This window comes from Zophobihabitans entericus (assembly GCF_011745665.1).
Lineage (GTDB): Bacteria > Pseudomonadota > Gammaproteobacteria > Enterobacterales > Orbaceae > Zophobihabitans > Zophobihabitans entericus.
Map to the genome: position 1 here is coordinate 1239815 of NZ_CP050253.1, position 18187 is coordinate 1258001.

An 18187-nucleotide genomic window follows, 5' to 3' on the forward strand; every position below is an offset into this window, starting at 1 on the left:
CTACTTGGTATTACTATTGATCATGTCATCAACTTGTTGTTGAGTGATTGATGTTGTGCTTACTACTTCAGCTTTAACTTGAGCATTAGGAGCCATCGCACTAAGGTTCAATAGATTTGATACGATCACCTGATCACCAACATTAATGCCACCAGTCACAATCCAGTAGTTTTTAATACCACCGTAGACCTGAACATTGTTACGTGATTCAACCATACCATTGGCGCCGACAACTTTTGCTGTGTAGTTGCCCTGAACGTCACTGGTAATTCCTTTTTGTGGAACAAGCACAGCGTTATCAATAGTACCTAAAGTAATTTGAGGTTTAACAAACATTCCAGGTAGTAGTTGTCTATCTGGATTTTTAAATTCTGCGCGGATAGTAACAGTACCAGTGGTTTCATCTACTGTACGATCTGAGAACTTGATATAACCTTGGTATGGATATACCCGACCATCGTTAAAAGTTAATGACACGCTTGTTGTATTATCAGCTGAATTAAACAGTGTTTTGCTGTTTTCTTCATCTTGCTCATATTTGATAACAGACTGAGTCATATCAATATAGATAGGATCAAGTTGTTGTACAGATGCCAGTGGAGTTGCCTGAGCAGTTGAAACTAATGCACCTTCAGTGACACTTGATTTACCAATATATCCATCAATAGGCGAGTTCACTCTGGTATATTCAAGATTTACTTTGGCGGTATTAACGGCAGCTTGTGCAACCATTACTTGTGCATCAGCTTGTTTAGCCGCAGCTGCAGCTTTATCGTAATCTTGTTGGCTGATAGATTTAGTTTTTAACAAACCTTCATAACGTTTTAATGTTACCTGAGCAAGACTTGCATCTGCTTTAGCACTAGCAAGAGTTGCTTGTGCACTTTCATAACTTGCCTGATAAATTGCCGGGTCGATTTGGTATAAAGATTGTCCTGCTGTGACATCAGAGCTTTCTTCAAATTCTCTTTTAAGAATAATACCACTGACCTGAGGGCGAATTTCAGCAATTTGGGAAGCGATTACACGACCAGGTAAAGTTGTTTTTACTGTATAAGTAACAGGTTCAACTTTAAATACGTCGACTTTTACCGAAGGTGTTTGGCTTCCCTGACTTTGGTCATCCTTTTTTTCACAACCTGTTAATATGAGGCCTCCAGCAAGCATTAAGGCAACAGTAACAGGAGACAGTACTTTTGTTAATTTCATATATCAATACACCTCGGAAAGTAATTCTGGACATTATTTATCCAGTTAATTGCTAAACTTTAGACAAATTTATCATAAAACGATTTTCAAGTAATGGGAGATTCTAACAAAAAACAGATTAAGAGTGTATGTAAAACAACGCTGTATAGCACAGAGTTCTAAAAAATAGAGTCTTATGAAGTGTGCTAAAGAGTAATGTCTTAACTAACAAAATGATTTTAATCTATTTTTTCTAAAATGAGAGTTACTTTATTACTATAATAGCATGACACAAATGTCTAAAATTATTCGTTTTTTCTATCACACTAATACTTCAGATAAATCAAACATATTTTGCCAGACGACATTTGATGGTACATAATGTAGAGCGTATTTGAATTAAGTATTTGTTGTTAGGTCTGGAAATACAGTAAAATACTTAGCATTACCAAGATAATACAAGTAGTAACTATAATCATTTATTGATGATTTGGTTACTTTGAAGAATATTCACTTAATTTGTTGAGATTAGAGTTATGGATAATTTACGCTTAATCCTGATTATTGTTGCGTCGCTGGCTATTATTGCATTAGTGATTCATGGTTTTTGGATTAATAAGAAAGAGCGTTCGACAATTTTTAATAATAAAAATAAGAAAAACGGTATTAAAGATTCAGGATTATCCTGGGAAGCCAAAACTTATGACGATGCTGATGATATTGGAGAGGTCAGAGTCAGGCGTGCATCGGACTTCGTTGAAAAAGCGTTGACTGCAACACCCGATGAAACTCCTCAAGAGATTAAGCCAAAAGATGCAGATAAAGAATACGTTATCTCTCCTGTTCAGTGTGATTTATTTTCTAATATTCAGGAAGAAGATGACAATGAAGAACCAGCTGTTCAGATAACGACTCAAGAAGTGACAAAAGAGGAACCTGTGCAGGCAGCTTCTGAACCCGTCAAAACAGTTAAAAATGATGTCTTAGTATTACATGTAACAGGACTTAATGGCGCAATGCTAAACGGTAATGATCTGTTAAACAGTATTTTACAATCAGGTTTTCAGTTTGGTGATATGCAGATTTTTCACCGTCATGTCGATCCGGCGGGCAATGGCCCGGTATTATTTAGTTTAGCGAATATGGTTAAGCCGGGTTATTTAGATCCGGAAACCATGCATGATATGGTTACACCGGGTATCTCGTTATTTATGATGTTACCATCATTTGGTGATGGGCAACAAAATTTCAAAATGATGTTACAGGCTGCGCAACGTATTGCCGATGATGTAGATGGTATGGTTCAGGATGATGAGCATCATATGATTACACCACAAAAAATCGATAGCTATAAAGAAAGAATTAAACATGTTATGGGCTAAGTTAGCCCATTTTACTCCTGATTAATGATTTTATATTTAAGGTAATGCTGTGACTTCTCCTTCTCTTGCTACTTTACAGCAACTAAAAGACTTACGTAAACAACTCCGCCATCATGAATACCAATACCATGTTCTGGATAATCCGGAAATTCCTGATGTTGAATACGATAAGCTCATGCAACAATTAATTGCGCTTGAGCAGCAATATCCGGAACTCATTACCGCAGATTCTCCGACTCAACGTGTCGGTGCAACACCGCTGAGTGAACTTGGTACAGTTAAACATGAAAAACCAATGCTTTCACTGGATAATGTGTTTGAAGAGGCTGGTTTTTTAGCCTTTTATAAACGTATCACTGATCGCTTAGATTTTACTGACTCGGATCAGATTGATTTTTGTTGTGAATTAAAACTAGACGGCTTAGCGGTTAGTTTACTATATGAAAATGGTGAACTGATTCAGGCAGCAACACGTGGTGATGGTACAACCGGTGAGGATATCACCAGTAATGTCCGAACTATTAAAGCGATTCCATTACGTCTGGAAGGAGAGAATATTCCTCCTCGTATTGAAATTCGCGGTGAAGTCTATATGACTCACAAAGGATTTGAAAAACTCAATCAACAAGCTGAAAAAAATGGTGAAAAGGTTTTTGCTAATCCTCGTAATGCTGCGGCCGGGTCTTTACGCCAGCTTGATCCAAGTATTACCAATAAACGCCCGTTAACTTTCTTCTGTTATGGTGTGGGTATCGTTGATGAAACAACACTGCCTAAGACTCATTATGACAGGTTGATGTTATTTAAATCATGGGGTATTCCTGTCAGTGATTTAGTGCGTATCTGTAAAACACCCGAAGAAGTACTTAGCTATTATCATGAAATTGAAAATAAGCGTATGTCACTGGGTTTTGATATCGATGGCGTAGTTATTAAGGTCAATGATATTGCTCTGCAAGATAGGCTTGGTTATGTTGCACGCGCACCTCGCTGGGCAACTGCATTTAAATTTCCGGCTCAGGAACAAATTACCCAATTAAAACAAGTTGATTTCCAGGTTGGGCGCACCGGTGCTATTACTCCTGTTGCACGTTTAGTTCCGGTTCAGGTTGCTGGTGTTGTGGTGAGTAATGCGACTTTACATAACAGTGATGAAATTGAACGCCTAAATATTCGTGAAGGGGACTTTGTGATTATTCGCCGTGCGGGTGACGTCATCCCGAAAGTTGTCTCTGTAGTACTGGAAAAAAGACCTGCTGATACTAAAGAGATTGTGTTTCCTACCCATTGTCCGGTTTGCCACTCACTGATTGTACGTGATGACGATCAGGCTATTTCTCGTTGTTCTGGTGGTTTAATTTGCCCGGCACAGCGTAAAGAAGCGCTAAAACATTTTGTCTCACGTAAAGCGCTGGATGTTGAAGGACTTGGTGATCGAATTATCGAACAGTTGGTGGATAAAGAATACGTCTCTAATCCGGCAGATTTATATCGTCTAAATATTCGTGAGCTTTGTACTTTAGATAAAGTGGGTGAGAAGTTAGCGAATAACTTACTTGAGTCACTGGCAAACTCTAAAAGCACGACACTAAATCGTTTTATTTATGCACTGGGTATTCCTAATGTAGGGGAAGTGCTGGCGGAAAATCTGGCAAACGAGCTGGGCTCTTTAGAGGCGATTGCGAGTTCTAATATTGAGCAACTCAGCACGGTGACTGATGTGGGTAAAATTGTGGCAGAAAGTATTCAAAACTTTTTGCAAGAACCACATAATCAGTCGGTTATTGCTCAACTCATTAGTGATGAGATCGGGATTCACTGGCCGGCACCATCAACCACGAATCAAATTGTGCATAACAGTGTATTTAAAGACAAGGTGATTGTCTTAACCGGAACGTTGACCGAGATGACTCGTGATGAAGCCAAAGCTAAGTTAAAACGTTTTGGTGCTAAGGTGACGGGTAGTGTATCTAAAAATACGGATTTAGTTATTGCAGGTGCTTCTGCCGGCTCTAAATTGACCAAAGCAGAAGAGCTGGGCATTAAAGTTATTGATGAAGCAAGTATGGTACAGTTATTTGCTGAAGCTGAACAAAATTAACCAATAAGAGGCAAGATTATGCCATTACTCGACAGTTTTAAAGTTGATCATACTAAAATGAAAGCCCCATTTGTACGTGTTGCTAAAACGATGCAAACACCAAAAGGTGATGCGATTACTGTATTTGATCTCCGTTTTACACAGCCAAATAAAGGCATCTTGTCTGAAAAAGGTATTCATACGCTGGAACATCTGTTTGCAGGTTTTATGCGTGATCATTTAAATAGTGATCAGGTGGAGATTATTGATATTTCACCGATGGGATGTCGTACTGGATTTTATATGAGCCTGATTGGTACACCTAAAGAAGAGTTAGTCGCAAAATCCTGGCTGGCAGCCATGCATGATATTTTAAATGTACAGTCTCAGGCAGAAATTCCGGAGCTGAACGAGTATCAATGCGGCACTTATACCATGCACTCATTATCTGACGCGAAACAAATTGCCCAAAATATTATTAATAGTTCAGTAAGTGTTTGTTTAAATAAAGATATTGAATTAACTGATGAACAATTGGCTAAACTGGCAACAAAATAGATGAAAATAACTTATAGAATTTCAGAGAGTGATTATGTTGGTTCTATAAAGCAGCATTTTCGCTTAACATCAAAACATAAAATTATGTATGGTGCTATTACTGTTGTCGCATTATTACTTATTGTTTGGGGAGAAGGGTTCATGTACCCTTTGGCTGGGGCTCTTTTAGCGATGGTGTTAGTGAGTTTTATCATTAGAGAAGTTATTTACCCTTGGGTGGCGCGTAGAGATTATAAAAAGTATCCGGGAATGAAAGATGTTTTTACTATTGAACCAACAAATGATGGATTTGCGATGACATCTGCACATTCTACGTTCATGTTAACCTGGGATATCATTTTAAAATGGCAAGAAGACGATAAATATATTCGAATTTATACTATGCCCAAACTGTTCTTTACCATTCCAAAATCATTTATTGTTGCAGACGGCTATGAACCCTCTGTGATTACTGATCACTTACAATCACGTTTTAGCCAATCTAAATAGGTTGGCTTTTTCTTTATTATCTCTGATAAATGTTTCACCTATAGAATTTTTACTCTTTGTTTTTTAACAAGTATCACATTATTTAAATAAAAAAGATAAAGCTCTTGCAAAGATGAAACTGCATATTATATTAACCTTTCAATCAATAGGTGATTGAGTATTGATGAGCGATAAATTCATAAGAATTATTTATCATCAATGCACATGATATTTATATTCTGGAGAAAGAAGATGCCAACAGTAACGATTAACTTTTTAAAAGGCCGTACTTTAGATCAAAAAAGAGAAATGGTAAAACGTGTGACTGATGCTTTGGTTGATACTATTCACTGTACGCGTGATCATGTTCATATTGAGCTGAACGAAATTTCGAAAGAAGATGTCGCAAACGGTGGTGTACTTGTTTGTGATGAGGAAAGATAATTAATTGATTAATTTAAATATTAATTGACGGTGTGAAATAAATAGCCATATTAATGGCTATTTTAGATTTTGGTTATTTACCCGTTGGATGTAAGTGGAGTAAATGCCCCATTTTCAACACTTTAGTTTCCAGATAATGCTCATTAGATGGGTTTTCACCAACTTCCAGTGGAATACGTTCTGTTATCTTAATACCAGCTTCGGTTAATACTCTGATTTTTTCCGGGTTATTGGTTAATAAACGAATTTGTTTCACGTTCAATAACTCCAGCATATCTGCACATATTGTAAAATCACGCTCATCAGCAGCAAAACCTAATTGATGGTTCGCTTCAACGGTATCTAGTCCTGTGTCTTGCAGTGCATAGGCCCGAATTTTATTTAATAAGCCAATATTTCGACCTTCCTGACGATGATAAAGTAAAATGCCTTGTCCGTTTTTGGCAATTTGCTCCAGTGATGCTTTTAACTGAAAACCACAATCGCAGCGTAAACTAAAAAGTGCATCGCCGGTTAAACATTCTGAATGTACGCGGGTAAGAATGGGTTTGTCTTCTGATATATCACCAAACACTAAAGCGACATGATCTTTTCCTGTTGCCAGCTCCTGAAACCCTACCATTAAAAATTCACCCCAAGGTGTTGGCAATTTGGCCTGTGCAACTCGCTTTAACTTCATGTTTTCCTCTCTGAACTAAAAATACTTCCATTTGTCTATTATATGATAAAATGATCAAACGCAAAATTTATCGCATTGACTTAGGATAGAATAATAGTGACAGTTATAAAAAAAACAATAATAGTTTTAGCTATTTTTTTAGTTACGCCGATTGTGGCACTTTGCTTAAATTGGGATTGGGATCCAAATTCATTAAATAATTTTTCTGAATATCTGTTTTGGATCACTGAAAGTGCAGGTGCGCCTTGGGGTACTCTGACTTGTGTATTTTTCTTTGTACTTTTTTGTGTACTGTTAAAATTAAAAATTAAAAAACAGATATTTCAGGTTTGGGTATTACTCGTTGCAGCTGTTTTAGTTGGACAGGGTGTCAAGTCTGCTATTAAAAATTATGCCGGAGAGTCGCGTCCTTTTGTACTTTGGATGGAAAAAGAACATGAAGTAGATGATGATTATTTTTATTCACTACCAAGAGTTGAGCGCGAAGAGTTAATTGAAGAACATATTGCTCATTTAAATGAAATTCCGGACTGGCTGGTTGAGCACTGGCAAAATGAAACAGGTTATTCATTTCCGTCAGGGCATACCATGTTTGCGACAACATGGGCATTTTTAGCTTTAGTATTGCTGGGCTTCCGCCGGCATCATATTTCAGTTTCTATCATTATTGCCTGGGCAATAGTGATTGAAATTAGTCGTCTGGCACTTGGAATGCACCATCCCATAGATTTAATTTTAGGTGCTATCTTATCCTGGTTAATTGCTATAGCATGTTATTTTTGTGCTAAGAAGTGGCATATAGTAGAATAGCGTAAATCGATTTATCACAAGGAACGAATATAATGAAATTCGTCATATTATTCTTATTTATCATCGTACTTTTTGCAGCGGCAATCACCCTTGGTGCCAATAATGATCAGACAGTAACATTTAACTATTTAATTGCTCAGTCTGAGTTTAGATTATCTACATTACTGGCGATTGTACTTGGTACCGGTTTTGTACTTGGCTGGTTGATCACTGCAGTATTTTATTTGCGAGTCCGCATCAAATTAACTGCCGTGCAACGTAGATTGAAAAAGATCCAAAAACAGTATGATGATGAAGTGGCAAGCCACCGTAAAACACAATTAACTTCATCTGTCCCGACTTTACCTCAACAGTAGATTGAATTATGTTTGAACTGTTATTTCTGTTACTTCCTATTGCTGCCGGTTATGGTTGGTATATGGGTAGCAGAAATGCAAGCCAGCGCTATAAGGATGAGTCCAATCGACTATCACGCGAATATGTCGATGGAGTCAACTTTTTACTTTCTAATCAGAAAGATAAAGCCGTCGATCTCTTTTTAGATATGCTCAAAGATGATTCCGGTACGCTGGAAGCTCATCTGACTTTAGGTAACTTATTCCGTTCTCGGGGTGAGGTTGATAGAGCTATTCGTATTCATCAGGCTTTGATGGAAAGCGCTTCACTTACTTTTGAACAACGTCTTTTAGCTATTCAGCAGCTAGGCCGTGATTATATGGCGGCTGGCTTTTATGATCGTGCTGAAGAGATGTTTACTCAGCTCGTAGATGAAGAAGAGTTTCAACAAGGTGCACTGCAACAACTTATTATTATCTATCAGGCAACCAGTGAATGGAATAAAGCGATAGTTGCAGCGTCCAGATTAGTTAAATTAGGAAAACCTGAATATAATCAGCAGATTGCTCAGTTCTATTGTGAATTAGCGGCACTCACGATCGCAGTAGAGGATTACTCTAAGTCTTTGATTTATTTGCAAAAATCAATATTGGCTGATAAAAACTGCGCCAGAACATCTTTGATGTTTGGTCGCGTATGGATGGCAGAGAAACGCTACGATAAAGCTATTTATCATCTCACACAGATTTTAGATCAAGATAAAGAATATGTTGGTGAGGGGTTAGAATTTTTAAAAGAGTGTTATGAACAGCTAGGACAGATGGAAGAGTTTAAACACTTTTTGAAGCGCTGCGTTGATGCTGATTCTGGGAATGTCGCTGAGCTAATGTTGGCTGATATTATTGAACAGCAAAATGGCCGTGATGCTGCACAATATTATATTTATCGAGAGTTAATTAAACATCCTAACTTGCGCGGTTTCTATCGTCTGATGGATTATCATTTAGCAGATGCGGAGGAAGGGCGTGCTCGTGAAAGTTTATTATTACTTCGTAATATGGTTGGTGAGCAAATTAAGGCGATTCCTAATTACCGTTGCCAGCGCTGTGGGTTTACCGTGAACTCAATTTATTGGTTATGTCCTGCGTGTCGTTCGTGGGAAACAATTAAACCAATTCGTGATTTTGAACAACCATCCTGATTAAATTAAGTTAAAGAGATTATTTATGTTTTTGGTAGATTCACATTGCCATTTAGACGGGCTTGATTATAGCCAAACTAATATTAGCCAAATTATTGATGAAGCAAAGCAACAAGAAGTTAATTTTTGTTTGTCAGTAGCAACTACTTTATCAGGCTATCAGCATTTAAAGGCCTGGTTAGCGCCTTATCAAAATATCGCCTTATCCTGTGGTGTTCATCCCTTAAACCTGGATGATGAACCTTTTAATTTAGCTTTGTTTAAACAACTGGCAGCAGAATCTGTGGTGGTTGGTCTTGGTGAAACTGGTCTGGATTATTATTATCAGAAAGATAATATGGCGACACAACAAGAAGTTTTCAGAGAACATATCCGCCTTGGTCGTGAACTGAATAAACCAGTTATTATTCATACGCGAGAAGCCAAAGATGATACGCTGGCTATTATTAAAGAAGAGAATATTAGCTCAGGTGTTTTGCACTGTTTTACTGAAGATTTAGATATGGCTAAAAAATTGCTGGATCTTGGTTTGTATATCTCTTTTTCGGGTATTGTGACGTTCCGTAATGCTGAACGCCTAAGAGAAGTTGCTCGTTATGTGCCTTTAGATCGTATGTTGATTGAAACAGATTCTCCTTATTTAGCTCCGGTTCCTTATCGCGGCAAAGAAAACCACCCTGCATATGTCAGAGCGGTAGCAGAATATTTAGCTGTATTGAAAAACGTATCAGTAGTTGAGCTGGCATCGCAGACAACCGATAATTTTAGCCAATTGTTTAATGTTAAATTCGATAATCGGTAGTTAAATGATTTATAGTCAGGTTATTTATAGTAGTATATAACACATTACCTAAATCCAACTTGTTAAGGAATTATCCCATGGCAGAAGAAACAATTTTTAGTAAAATTATTCGACGTGAAATTCCAGCTGATATTGTGTTTCAGGATGATCGTGTAACTGCATTTAGAGATATCGCTCCTCAGGCACCTACGCATATTTTAATTATTCCTAATAAATTAATCCCAACTGTCAATGATGTGACTGAAGCCGATGAAGCTACATTGGGTCATATGATCACAGTAGCGGCTAAAATCGCTAAGCAGGAAGGGATTGATGAAAGTGGTTACCGCTTAATTATGAATTGTAATAAAGATGCCGGACAAGTCGTGTTTCATATCCATATGCATTTAGTCGGTGGTCGTAACTTAGGCCGATTAGTTGAGTAGTTTTACCCCAATAAGTGTAGAGATGATGAAAAAGCGATTCGGTTATGTTTTAGTGATTGGTTTGATGTTGCTGTTGACCGGGTGTCACTTGACTCAGTCAACAGCACCGATCAAATCTGTTGAAGAAGTAAAACAACCTGAAACAGGCATTGAGCAGCCACCTAAAATAGTCACCACTGACTGGAAAACTATTCTGGCACCACTGGTTGCTGAACTCATCCAAACCACTCAGCCTGATGCCAATAATCTACTCCTTGTTAGTGATATTAAAAATAATACCGGGGATTATCTTGCCGGTAATAACGTCAGTGATGCTTTAGCTTCTTTACTTAGAGAGCAAGATCTCTATGTCGTTCTGGATAAATCTTTTGTTAATGCTGGTAAACAGGCATTAGGTATCTCTTCTGATGATGTCTTAGTTTCAAGAACAAAAGTTGTTGGACTGGCAAGATACGTTAATGCTAATTATGTTTTATTCACTACGATTAATTCACTACCTAAGTCACCTGACATCCAGGCTAATGTCGCTTTAGAGCTTATTTCTGCCCAGACAGGCGAAATCATCTGGGACTTTTCTTCCGATGAACTCTCCAATAATAATTGATAGATAACATAAATAAGGTAATATGCAGATGGGACCAGTAATGTTAGATGTAAAAGGATATGAAATTGACGCAGAAGAGCGTGAGATTCTGCAACATCCTTTAGTTGGCGGTGTCATCTTTTTCGCGCGTAATTTTCACGACGTTGAACAACTTTCTGCCTTAGTTCAGTCTATTCGTAAAACATCTAAACAACGTTTACTGCTTGCTGTTGATCATGAAGGTGGTCGAGTTCAGCGTTTTCGCACCGGTTTTACTCCTATTCCAACTGCTCGTTCATTTGCAGCGATTAACACTTTAGATGAAGCAAAAAGTTTAGCTCAGGACGCAGGATGGTTGATTGCTTCTGAACTGACGGCACTGGATATTGATATTAGTTTTACACCGGTTTTAGACTTAGGTTATCAGTGTCTGGCAATTGGTGATCGTTCATTTCATGAAGATATAAAAGTCGCTTTACCTGTAGTCACAGCTATGATTGATGGTTTGCATTCGGCAGGAATGAAAGTGACAGGTAAACACTTTCCGGGGCATGGTGCAGTGACTACTGACTCTCATAAAGAAACACCTTTTGATCGTCGTGACAAAAAAGATATTGAGAAAGATATGCAAATCTTTGCCGATCTTATTGCCGGGCATAAATTAGATGCGATTATGCCGGCTCATGTGATTTATCCTGTATTTGATGACAAACCTGCCAGTGGTTCCTCTTTTTGGCTAAAAACAGTATTAAAGAACAGGTTAAATTTTAATGGTGTCGTTTTTTCTGATGACCTTTCAATGGAAGGAGCCGCCATTATGGGGGGATATGGAGCACGTGCTCAGGCCTCACTAGATGCTGGTTGTGATGTTCTTTTGGTTTGTAATAACCGCGAAGGCGCGGTTGAAGTTTTGGACAATTTAACACCAATTGAGACAAATAAACCAGAACTACTGTTTCATCACAACAGAATCAACTATAATGCGTTACTGCAAAGCGATGAATGGAAACATCGCCATGAAAGAATGTTACGTCTAAATGAGCGTTGGCTTGCTTACAAACAGTGATAGGGAATAAAAAAACATGACACAAACGGACTCTCACTTTTCTCCAGTTGCCATTATTGAAATAGATAAACAAGATTCTATACTTGCGATCAACCCAGCTGCAATCCAGCTATTAAATCTTTCTGACAAATTACCCGCTAAATTTAACTATCGGCAGTATTTTGGTCTGTCTGCAAATATTGCTCTGGAAGATTTAGAAAGCACAACAATTGTTATTCATCGTCAGAATTATTTTCTACAAGTCTTTGTCGAAACGGAAAGAACCATTTTCGTCGTTCAACCAATCAATTATCTTAAATCTCGTCTGGCAATTAGCCGTGTACCTATTGAAAATAGTTTTGATTGCTTTGCCTCTAAAAGTAAGGCAATGCAAAATCTGATTGCTCAGGCGAAAGCATTTTCCAGACAAAAAGAGCCTCTTTTAATCTCTGGTGAAACCGGAACGGGTAAAGATGTTTTAGCTCAAGCATGTCATAACTATAGTTTTCGTGGTGATAAAATTTTCTTAGCCATTAATTGTGCAGCATTACCTGATGAAGTGGTTGAAAGTGAACTTTATGGCCATGCTCAGGGCGCGTATCCTGGCGTGACAGAAGGGAAGAAAGGTTTTTTTGAACAGGCTAATGGTGGCTCAGTACTTCTTGATGGTATTGATGAAATGTCATCAAGAATGCAGACTAAATTACTTCGATTTATTAATGACGGGACATTCCGTCGAGTTGGTGACGATAACGAAGTAAAAGTCGATGTCAGAGTTATCTGTGCGACTAAAGCTGATTTATCTTCTCTGGTTAAACAAGGTCTGTTCCGTGAAGACCTCTATTATCGTTTAAATGTTTTACCTCTGCATATTCCAGCACTACGTGAGCGTCAGGATGATATTATGCCACTGACACAATTCTTTGTGGCTGAGTTTGCTAATAAACAAGGGATTGTAGCACCAAAAATAGGTGAGGATGTTGCTACTTTACTCTTAAAATATCCATGGCCGGGTAATGTTCGTCAGCTTAAAAATGTACTCTATTCAACCCTGGCTCAGTTGAATAAAAAGGAACTGACTGCAAAAGATATTCATTTACCGGAGCTAATGAATTCCGGGCAGAATTTATTTGAACTAGCCAACACTCTGTCTGATCAGGGCCTTGATGAGATGGTGAAACAATTTGAAAAAACTATTCTGGCTAAACTGTATTTAGAGTTTCCAAGTACACGTAAGTTATCTAAGCGTTTAGGTATTTCCCATACTGCGGTGGCAAATAAGCTGCGGGATTATGGAATTAGTAAATAATATTAATTAACAACAGGAGAGGATTTTGAATATTCTATTTTTTTCTAATGATGGCAAGCTTGGTGATGCTGTCCTCCATACATCATTAGTTAAAGGTATTAAAGATTCTTATCCTGACGCAAATATTTACTGTACTACTGCCGGCTCAACGACTGAGTTTTGGCAAAGAGATCCTAGAATTACTGAAAGCTGGTATTTATGGAAATTATCTTTCTGGCAGATCATTAAACTGGGTCTGGCTATTCGTAAAAAGAAAATTGATTATATTATCTCCTGGAATCCTATCAAGGCGGAAAAGCTAAAATTATTATGCTGGTTGATTAATCCCAAACATGGCGTGAAGGTTTTTGTTGTTAAACCTCACGAACATGCATCAATTAAAGAGCAACGAGTTCTTGAGATGCTGGGATGTAAAGAGACTAAAGTTCGTTACAACATTACACCAACAAAGGTCGAGTATACCTGGAATGAAAATAGTATCTATCTGAATATTTTTGCTAGTATTGAAAGCAGAACAATACAGCATTCTGATGCAGTGAAATTGCTTGATCTATTGGCTGAGAAATTTCCGACAAGAACAGTTTATTTAACTTATGTTGAGCAAAATAAAAATAGAGTTGATGCACTTATTGAACAAACCAAAAACAAACATGTCATAGGTGTTGATTGTTCTAATAATCTGGAGAAACTCTTATCACTATGTGAACATACGTCACTTGTTATTTCCCCTGATACCGCAATTGTACATATTGCGTCTGCTTTTAATAAAACAATTATTGCACTATTTGAGAAAGATAATATGCTGCTACAGACTAACTGGGCGCCAATTAGTGATCGTTATACCATTATTAATTTCTTTAAAGAACACAATCGAGAAGAGGTTATGGTTCTTGTCATTGATACAATAGTAAATAATAATTTTTAGTTTTTTTCGTTTCTGATTAAATCTAATTGTTCCTGAATGTGTTGAATTAAAATATCCGGCAAAATATCAGATACTTGATTTTTGTTTGCAAACAGCTGGACTGCATTTGGGTAATTTGGTGACCAGACATAGTTATTAATAAAGTTACGATCAATCATTCTATTATTATAAGTACAAATCATTCTTCTATTAAATGTATTTGCCAGATGCACGATGGATGTATCTGGTGTAATAACTAAATCTGCAGATTTTACGAGAGCGGCCGCTACAAAGAATGAGCGGTGTGGATTAATGATGATGTTTTCGTAAGTTTTTAACTGACTAATTCTTTGATGTTCACCAATAATAATGGTCAACACCTGATCTCTGCTATTCAAAAACTGAGTCATTTTATCAATTTGTGTAAGAGAAAAATCTCTCATTTTATTGGTAGAAAAAGGATTAAATATGACTATAGTTGAGTATTTTTGCAAATATTGTTGTAAAAAACCGTTAGCTATAGCCATATCATCTTCAGGAAGTGGAACATCATAACTGATTTCTTGTGCTGGAATTTGTAAGTAATCTAAGAGATATGTTAATCGTTTTGTGATATGGGATTTATATTCTTTGTACTCAATAGAGTGGTCGAAAATATTATATTGTTTCTGGTTAAATCCAATAGTATGTTTAGCGTTAATCGCTTTAATAATTTTAAAACGTATATAGCTGGATAAATCTTTGTCATAGAGATCAATAAGAAGATCAAAGTCAGTTGTTGTTTTTAGTTTTTGATAGTCTTCAGCTGAAAATGATTTATCAACAAGGATAACCTTATCGATATTCGAGTTATTCTCAAAGTAAAATGCAATTCGTTTTTCCGCAAGAATAGTAATTTTATAATTTTGTTCTTTGAGAATTTTAATTAATCCTGAAAGCACAATAGCATCACCAATTCCTTTTCCATACATTAATATAGCGATGTCTGTGATATTATTTAAATCAATATCTGTTTTAATTCGTTTTTCATTACAAAGGAAAAATATTTTGATGTTATTTTTTAATTCTTTGGTTTTGATATTACGTTGTCTGTTCAGATGTTTACAGTATTGAAATATGTTTGAGAGGTATTGAGCCCATTGCATGCATAAATTCTCACTGTTTAATTATTTAAAATAAAAGGAGGGACTTGTTATTGCCTCCTTTTGATAGTTTTTATAAAAGACTCACTTTTAATTTCATTTTAGATGATTATTAAATAGGCTCTAATATTTAAATAAGAAATATAGTTTATTACTTTTAATCAAAGTTGTAAGAGTATAAGTTTTCCCTTAATTATTTACAAGATTTGTTAGATCTTTACTTCTATTTTACTTTATATGTTTGAGGAAATTAATTAGAATGCTTCTACTCATATTGTGCTATTGAATAAAATATACCATTATTAGTAAAATAGAGATTTTATTAATATTACAGCCTAACTTAACGGAATTTTAAAGAGAATTACATTTCGAGAAAAGGATATCAGATGTCTTTGAAACAAAAGGTCAGAGAACTTAATTGGAAGAGAAACTTTGCAGTTAAAAAATTGAGACTTGTTTTAAAATTTAAATTTTATAAATTTATTACATTATTTTTCCCAAGAAGAAGTAAGGATTTTGATCTTAAAAGTTGTAAGAAAGTATTACTTATAAGAAATGACCGCATTGGTGACATGGTTGCGACTACATCAATAATTAGAAGTTTAGCTAATGCGGGATACGATGTTTATATTTCCTCTCGTAAATCAAGTCTCGATATTCTTGAGCAAAACCCTTATATAAAAGGTTCGTTTGTTTATGATGATTCTAGTTTGATAAAATTATTTTCTTCTATTAAAACAATAAGAAAAGAAAGGTTTGATATTGCAATTGAAATGAGATTTAATCGGTTCATTGATTTCAAAAATTTAACCTTTTGTGTATATACAAATACTACAATTTTGGCTGGGTTTAATAAAAGTAGTATTCCTGCATTTAATATTTCAATCCCTTATTATGAACCAAATAAACATGTGACTAATCAATTAGGACTTGTTTTAGATTTATTAAATATAGTACGTGATGATATGCACTATGAGTTATATTCTAACGATCTTCAAAGTAAGAATGCTCAAAATTTTATTGATAAAATAAAAGTTGATGATAGAAAAATTATTTTATTTAATCCTTTTGGTAGTCAAGAGGTAAGATGTTTTTCTAATGAGCAATTAAAGTTAGTTTGTGACATTATAAGTAAATATGGAATTGTTGTTGTTATTGGCGAAAAAAGAAAATTAGAACAAATCTCTAATCTCGTTTCTGATGATATTATAACGTTCGATTCAGCAAGTATTACTGATATTGTACCGTTGGTCCGTCTGTCTGATATGGTTGTAAGCGTGGATACTTCTATTGTTCATATCGCTTCATGCTTTAAGAAAAAAACAATTGCTTTTTATATAGATACAGTGCCCAAAAAACCAAATAGTAATAATAAGAAAGCTACCTACAATTATAATCTTATGATGAGTAAAGCAAAATTAGAAGATTGTTTTCAAGATAGGTTATATATCATTAACAACCATCCGAATCAGTCAACACTTGTAAACCATAATGTTTGGTCTCCCAACAGTCCTTATGCTAAGCAGATCATCTTTGATTTTGACCCTGTAAGCACTATACCTTTGAATATATTGGAAACTGAAACTCGTGAGGCATTTCAAGAAATACTTCATGAAAATGATATAAATTTGAACTTGTAAAAAATTAAAGTAGAATATTTCAATTTTTACGAACAAGTTTAGGAATTTTATGAATATAAAAAATGTTGTTTACTCTACAACAAGACAATGGAACCCGGGAGATGAATTCATTTTATTGGGGGTAAAACACCTTATTACTAAAGTAATTGGCAAGCATAATGCAATTATTTTTAACCGTACTCCTCAAATTCGTCGAGATCAGCACTATGTGGGTGCGAACTGGCTCAGACGCTTCATGTATAAGCATGGGCGTGAAAAATATATGGATAATACGATTTTTTGGGATAACTCAGTAAAAACTGGCAAGGAACTTGATTATGCTGATCTTGTTATCTTCGCGGGTTCTCCTGAGTGGAGAGGGGATAGATTAAAAGAGTTATACAGTGCTATTTTAAAATATCATTTACCAGCCTACTTTTTAGGACTTGGTGCTGCAGGTGATCTAGATTTTAATCAGTTTAGTGAAGATGAAAAAATAGTATTAAGCAATGCAAAGTTGATTACTGCACGTGATGAATACTGTAATGAGCAATTATCTTGTGTAAATAGTCATTATTTGCCTTGTCCAGCATTATTCTCAAGTCCATCTTATAAAGTGGTAAAAGAAGTCAAAAAAGTTGGTTTATTGTATGGCTCTGATTTAGCAGTAACTAATAATAATATCAGTACAGACACTTATAACTTTATGAAAAGGGTATATGCAAAACTACTTGATAAATATGAAGAAAAATATGAATTTGAATTTGTAGCACATTATATTGATGAATTACCACTCTTTAAAAAAGACTATCCTGATAAAACAATTAGATATTCATATGACTCTAAAGATTATCTGGATATTTTTGCTGACTATGACTTGATCATTGGCCATCGAGTTCATGGTATTGGTATGTGTGCTTCAATGGGTACTCCAGGTATTATGATAGCTCACGACCGTCGAGCAACAACAGTGAAAGGGTTTTTGGCTGATATGGTGACAATAGATTCATCTGAGGAAGATTTTCTCCATATTGTAGAGAAAGCAATTGAGGAAGTTGAAACCAGAAGTGAAGCTTTGATTAAGCATCGACTGGAAACAGAAAAGCGTTATTTAGATTTACTAAAACCTACATTTTAATGCTAAAGGTGGTATTAAATAAAATAATACTACCTTTTTCTATCATCCCCCCATATATGGAATTGTTTATTTAC

General features: G+C 35.9%; 19 protein-coding genes. 16 read left to right on the forward strand and 3 right to left on the reverse strand.

What is annotated here, in order from left to right; translation table 11 throughout:
* Positions 1 to 1209 (reverse strand): efflux RND transporter periplasmic adaptor subunit, encoded by a 1209-nt coding sequence (locus tag IPMB12_RS05565; protein WP_166915744.1) that lies wholly within the window; start codon positions 1207 to 1209, stop codon positions 1 to 3.
* 515 nt (positions 1210 to 1724) lie between these two features.
* Here IPMB12_RS05565 and zipA point away from each other — a divergent pair.
* The 5 genes from zipA (at position 1725) to IPMB12_RS05590 (ending at position 6120) form a co-directional block, all read left to right on the forward strand.
* Positions 1725 to 2570, forward strand: coding sequence for a cell division protein ZipA (gene zipA, locus IPMB12_RS05570; protein ID WP_166915746.1), 846 nt, complete (start codon positions 1725 to 1727; stop codon positions 2568 to 2570).
* 49 nt (positions 2571 to 2619) lie between these two features.
* Entirely contained in the window at positions 2620 to 4671 is a 2052-nt protein-coding gene (ligA, locus tag IPMB12_RS05575; RefSeq protein ID WP_166915748.1) for an NAD-dependent DNA ligase LigA, read from the forward strand.
* An 18-nt stretch (positions 4672 to 4689) separates the two neighbouring features.
* Positions 4690 to 5208, forward strand: coding sequence for an S-ribosylhomocysteine lyase (gene luxS / locus IPMB12_RS05580; RefSeq protein WP_166915750.1), 519 nt, complete (start codon positions 4690 to 4692; stop codon positions 5206 to 5208).
* Complete coding sequence (locus IPMB12_RS05585) at positions 5209 to 5697, forward strand: YcxB family protein (RefSeq protein WP_166915752.1); 489 nt, start codon at positions 5209 to 5211, stop codon at positions 5695 to 5697.
* Between the two features lie 231 nt (positions 5698 to 5928).
* The gene (locus IPMB12_RS05590) at positions 5929 to 6120 is read left to right on the forward strand and encodes a 2-hydroxymuconate tautomerase (RefSeq protein ID WP_166915754.1); all 192 of its coding nucleotides are present in this window, start codon (positions 5929 to 5931) and stop codon (positions 6118 to 6120) included.
* A 73-nt stretch (positions 6121 to 6193) separates the two neighbouring features.
* On the opposite strand, the gene ribA is transcribed toward IPMB12_RS05590, so the two are convergent.
* Positions 6194 to 6799, reverse strand: a complete 606-nt coding sequence (gene ribA, locus IPMB12_RS05595; protein ID WP_166915756.1) for a GTP cyclohydrolase II — start codon at positions 6797 to 6799, stop codon at positions 6194 to 6196.
* Positions 6800 to 6895: 96 nt separating this feature from the next.
* On the opposite strand from ribA, the gene pgpB reads away from it, so the two are divergent.
* The 9 genes from pgpB (at position 6896) to IPMB12_RS05640 (ending at position 14235) form a co-directional block, all read left to right on the forward strand.
* Entirely contained in the window at positions 6896 to 7609 is a 714-nt protein-coding gene (gene pgpB, locus IPMB12_RS05600) for a phosphatidylglycerophosphatase B (protein ID WP_166915758.1), read from the forward strand.
* 32 nt (positions 7610 to 7641) lie between these two features.
* Complete coding sequence (locus IPMB12_RS05605; RefSeq protein WP_166915760.1) at positions 7642 to 7965, forward strand: LapA family protein; 324 nt, start codon at positions 7642 to 7644, stop codon at positions 7963 to 7965.
* Between the two features lie 8 nt (positions 7966 to 7973).
* Positions 7974 to 9146: a lipopolysaccharide assembly protein LapB gene (gene lapB / locus IPMB12_RS05610; protein WP_166915762.1), complete on the forward strand. Its 1173-nt coding sequence runs from the start codon at positions 7974 to 7976 to the stop codon at positions 9144 to 9146.
* A gap of 25 nt (positions 9147 to 9171) precedes the next feature.
* Positions 9172 to 9948, forward strand: a complete 777-nt coding sequence (locus IPMB12_RS05615; RefSeq protein WP_166915764.1) for a YchF/TatD family DNA exonuclease — start codon at positions 9172 to 9174, stop codon at positions 9946 to 9948.
* 77 nt (positions 9949 to 10025) lie between these two features.
* A complete protein-coding gene (gene hinT, locus IPMB12_RS05620) occupies positions 10026 to 10373 on the forward strand; it encodes a purine nucleoside phosphoramidase (protein ID WP_166915766.1) in 348 nt (115 codons plus the stop codon).
* Positions 10374 to 10395: 22 nt separating this feature from the next.
* A complete protein-coding gene (locus IPMB12_RS05625; RefSeq protein WP_166915768.1) occupies positions 10396 to 10977 on the forward strand; it encodes a penicillin-binding protein activator LpoB in 582 nt (193 codons plus the stop codon).
* A gap of 28 nt (positions 10978 to 11005) precedes the next feature.
* Entirely contained in the window at positions 11006 to 12022 is a 1017-nt protein-coding gene (gene nagZ / locus IPMB12_RS05630) for a beta-N-acetylhexosaminidase (protein ID WP_166915770.1), read from the forward strand.
* A 16-nt stretch (positions 12023 to 12038) separates the two neighbouring features.
* Positions 12039 to 13310 (forward strand): sigma 54-interacting transcriptional regulator, encoded by a 1272-nt coding sequence (locus tag IPMB12_RS05635; RefSeq protein WP_166915773.1) that lies wholly within the window; start codon positions 12039 to 12041, stop codon positions 13308 to 13310.
* A 25-nt stretch (positions 13311 to 13335) separates the two neighbouring features.
* On the forward strand, positions 13336 to 14235 hold the full coding sequence (locus tag IPMB12_RS05640; protein ID WP_166915775.1) for a glycosyltransferase family 9 protein: 900 nt from the start codon (positions 13336 to 13338) through the stop codon (positions 14233 to 14235).
* On the opposite strand, the gene IPMB12_RS05645 is transcribed toward IPMB12_RS05640, so the two are convergent.
* Positions 14232 to 15359, reverse strand: a complete 1128-nt coding sequence (locus IPMB12_RS05645) for a glycosyltransferase family 9 protein (RefSeq protein WP_166915777.1) — start codon at positions 15357 to 15359, stop codon at positions 14232 to 14234. The two genes, IPMB12_RS05640 and IPMB12_RS05645, sit on opposite strands and share 4 nt — an antisense overlap.
* Positions 15360 to 15742: 383 nt before the next feature.
* On the opposite strand from IPMB12_RS05645, the gene IPMB12_RS05650 reads away from it, so the two are divergent.
* Positions 15743 to 16996: a glycosyltransferase family 9 protein gene (locus IPMB12_RS05650; protein WP_166915779.1), complete on the forward strand. Its 1254-nt coding sequence runs from the start codon at positions 15743 to 15745 to the stop codon at positions 16994 to 16996.
* 49 nt (positions 16997 to 17045) lie between these two features.
* Positions 17046 to 18113, forward strand: a complete 1068-nt coding sequence (locus tag IPMB12_RS05655) for a polysaccharide pyruvyl transferase family protein (RefSeq protein ID WP_208293564.1) — start codon at positions 17046 to 17048, stop codon at positions 18111 to 18113.
* Positions 18114 to 18187: the final 74 nt, after the last annotated feature.

Bases quoted from the DNA above. Each gene is read 5' to 3' on its own strand.
- IPMB12_RS05565 (WP_166915744.1), bottom strand. From the start codon at position 1,209: ATGAAATTAACAAAAGTACTGTCTCCTGTTACTGTTGCCTTAATGCTT.
- zipA (WP_166915746.1), top strand. From the start codon at position 1,725: ATGGATAATTTACGCTTAATCCTGATTATTGTTGCGTCGCTGGCTATT.
- luxS (WP_166915750.1), top strand. From the start codon at position 4,690: ATGCCATTACTCGACAGTTTTAAAGTTGATCATACTAAAATGAAAGCC.
- IPMB12_RS05585 (WP_166915752.1), top strand. From the start codon at position 5,209: ATGAAAATAACTTATAGAATTTCAGAGAGTGATTATGTTGGTTCTATA.
- IPMB12_RS05590 (WP_166915754.1), top strand. From the start codon at position 5,929: ATGCCAACAGTAACGATTAACTTTTTAAAAGGCCGTACTTTAGATCAA.
- ribA (WP_166915756.1), bottom strand. From the start codon at position 6,799: ATGAAGTTAAAGCGAGTTGCACAGGCCAAATTGCCAACACCTTGGGGT.
- IPMB12_RS05605 (WP_166915760.1), top strand. From the start codon at position 7,642: ATGAAATTCGTCATATTATTCTTATTTATCATCGTACTTTTTGCAGCG.
- lapB (WP_166915762.1), top strand. From the start codon at position 7,974: ATGTTTGAACTGTTATTTCTGTTACTTCCTATTGCTGCCGGTTATGGT.
- IPMB12_RS05615 (WP_166915764.1), top strand. From the start codon at position 9,172: ATGTTTTTGGTAGATTCACATTGCCATTTAGACGGGCTTGATTATAGC.
- hinT (WP_166915766.1), top strand. From the start codon at position 10,026: ATGGCAGAAGAAACAATTTTTAGTAAAATTATTCGACGTGAAATTCCA.
- IPMB12_RS05625 (WP_166915768.1), top strand. From the start codon at position 10,396: ATGATGAAAAAGCGATTCGGTTATGTTTTAGTGATTGGTTTGATGTTG.
- nagZ (WP_166915770.1), top strand. From the start codon at position 11,006: ATGGGACCAGTAATGTTAGATGTAAAAGGATATGAAATTGACGCAGAA.
- IPMB12_RS05635 (WP_166915773.1), top strand. From the start codon at position 12,039: ATGACACAAACGGACTCTCACTTTTCTCCAGTTGCCATTATTGAAATA.
- IPMB12_RS05645 (WP_166915777.1), bottom strand. From the start codon at position 15,359: ATGCAATGGGCTCAATACCTCTCAAACATATTTCAATACTGTAAACAT.
- IPMB12_RS05650 (WP_166915779.1), top strand. From the start codon at position 15,743: ATGTCTTTGAAACAAAAGGTCAGAGAACTTAATTGGAAGAGAAACTTT.
- IPMB12_RS05655 (WP_208293564.1), top strand. From the start codon at position 17,046: ATGAATATAAAAAATGTTGTTTACTCTACAACAAGACAATGGAACCCG.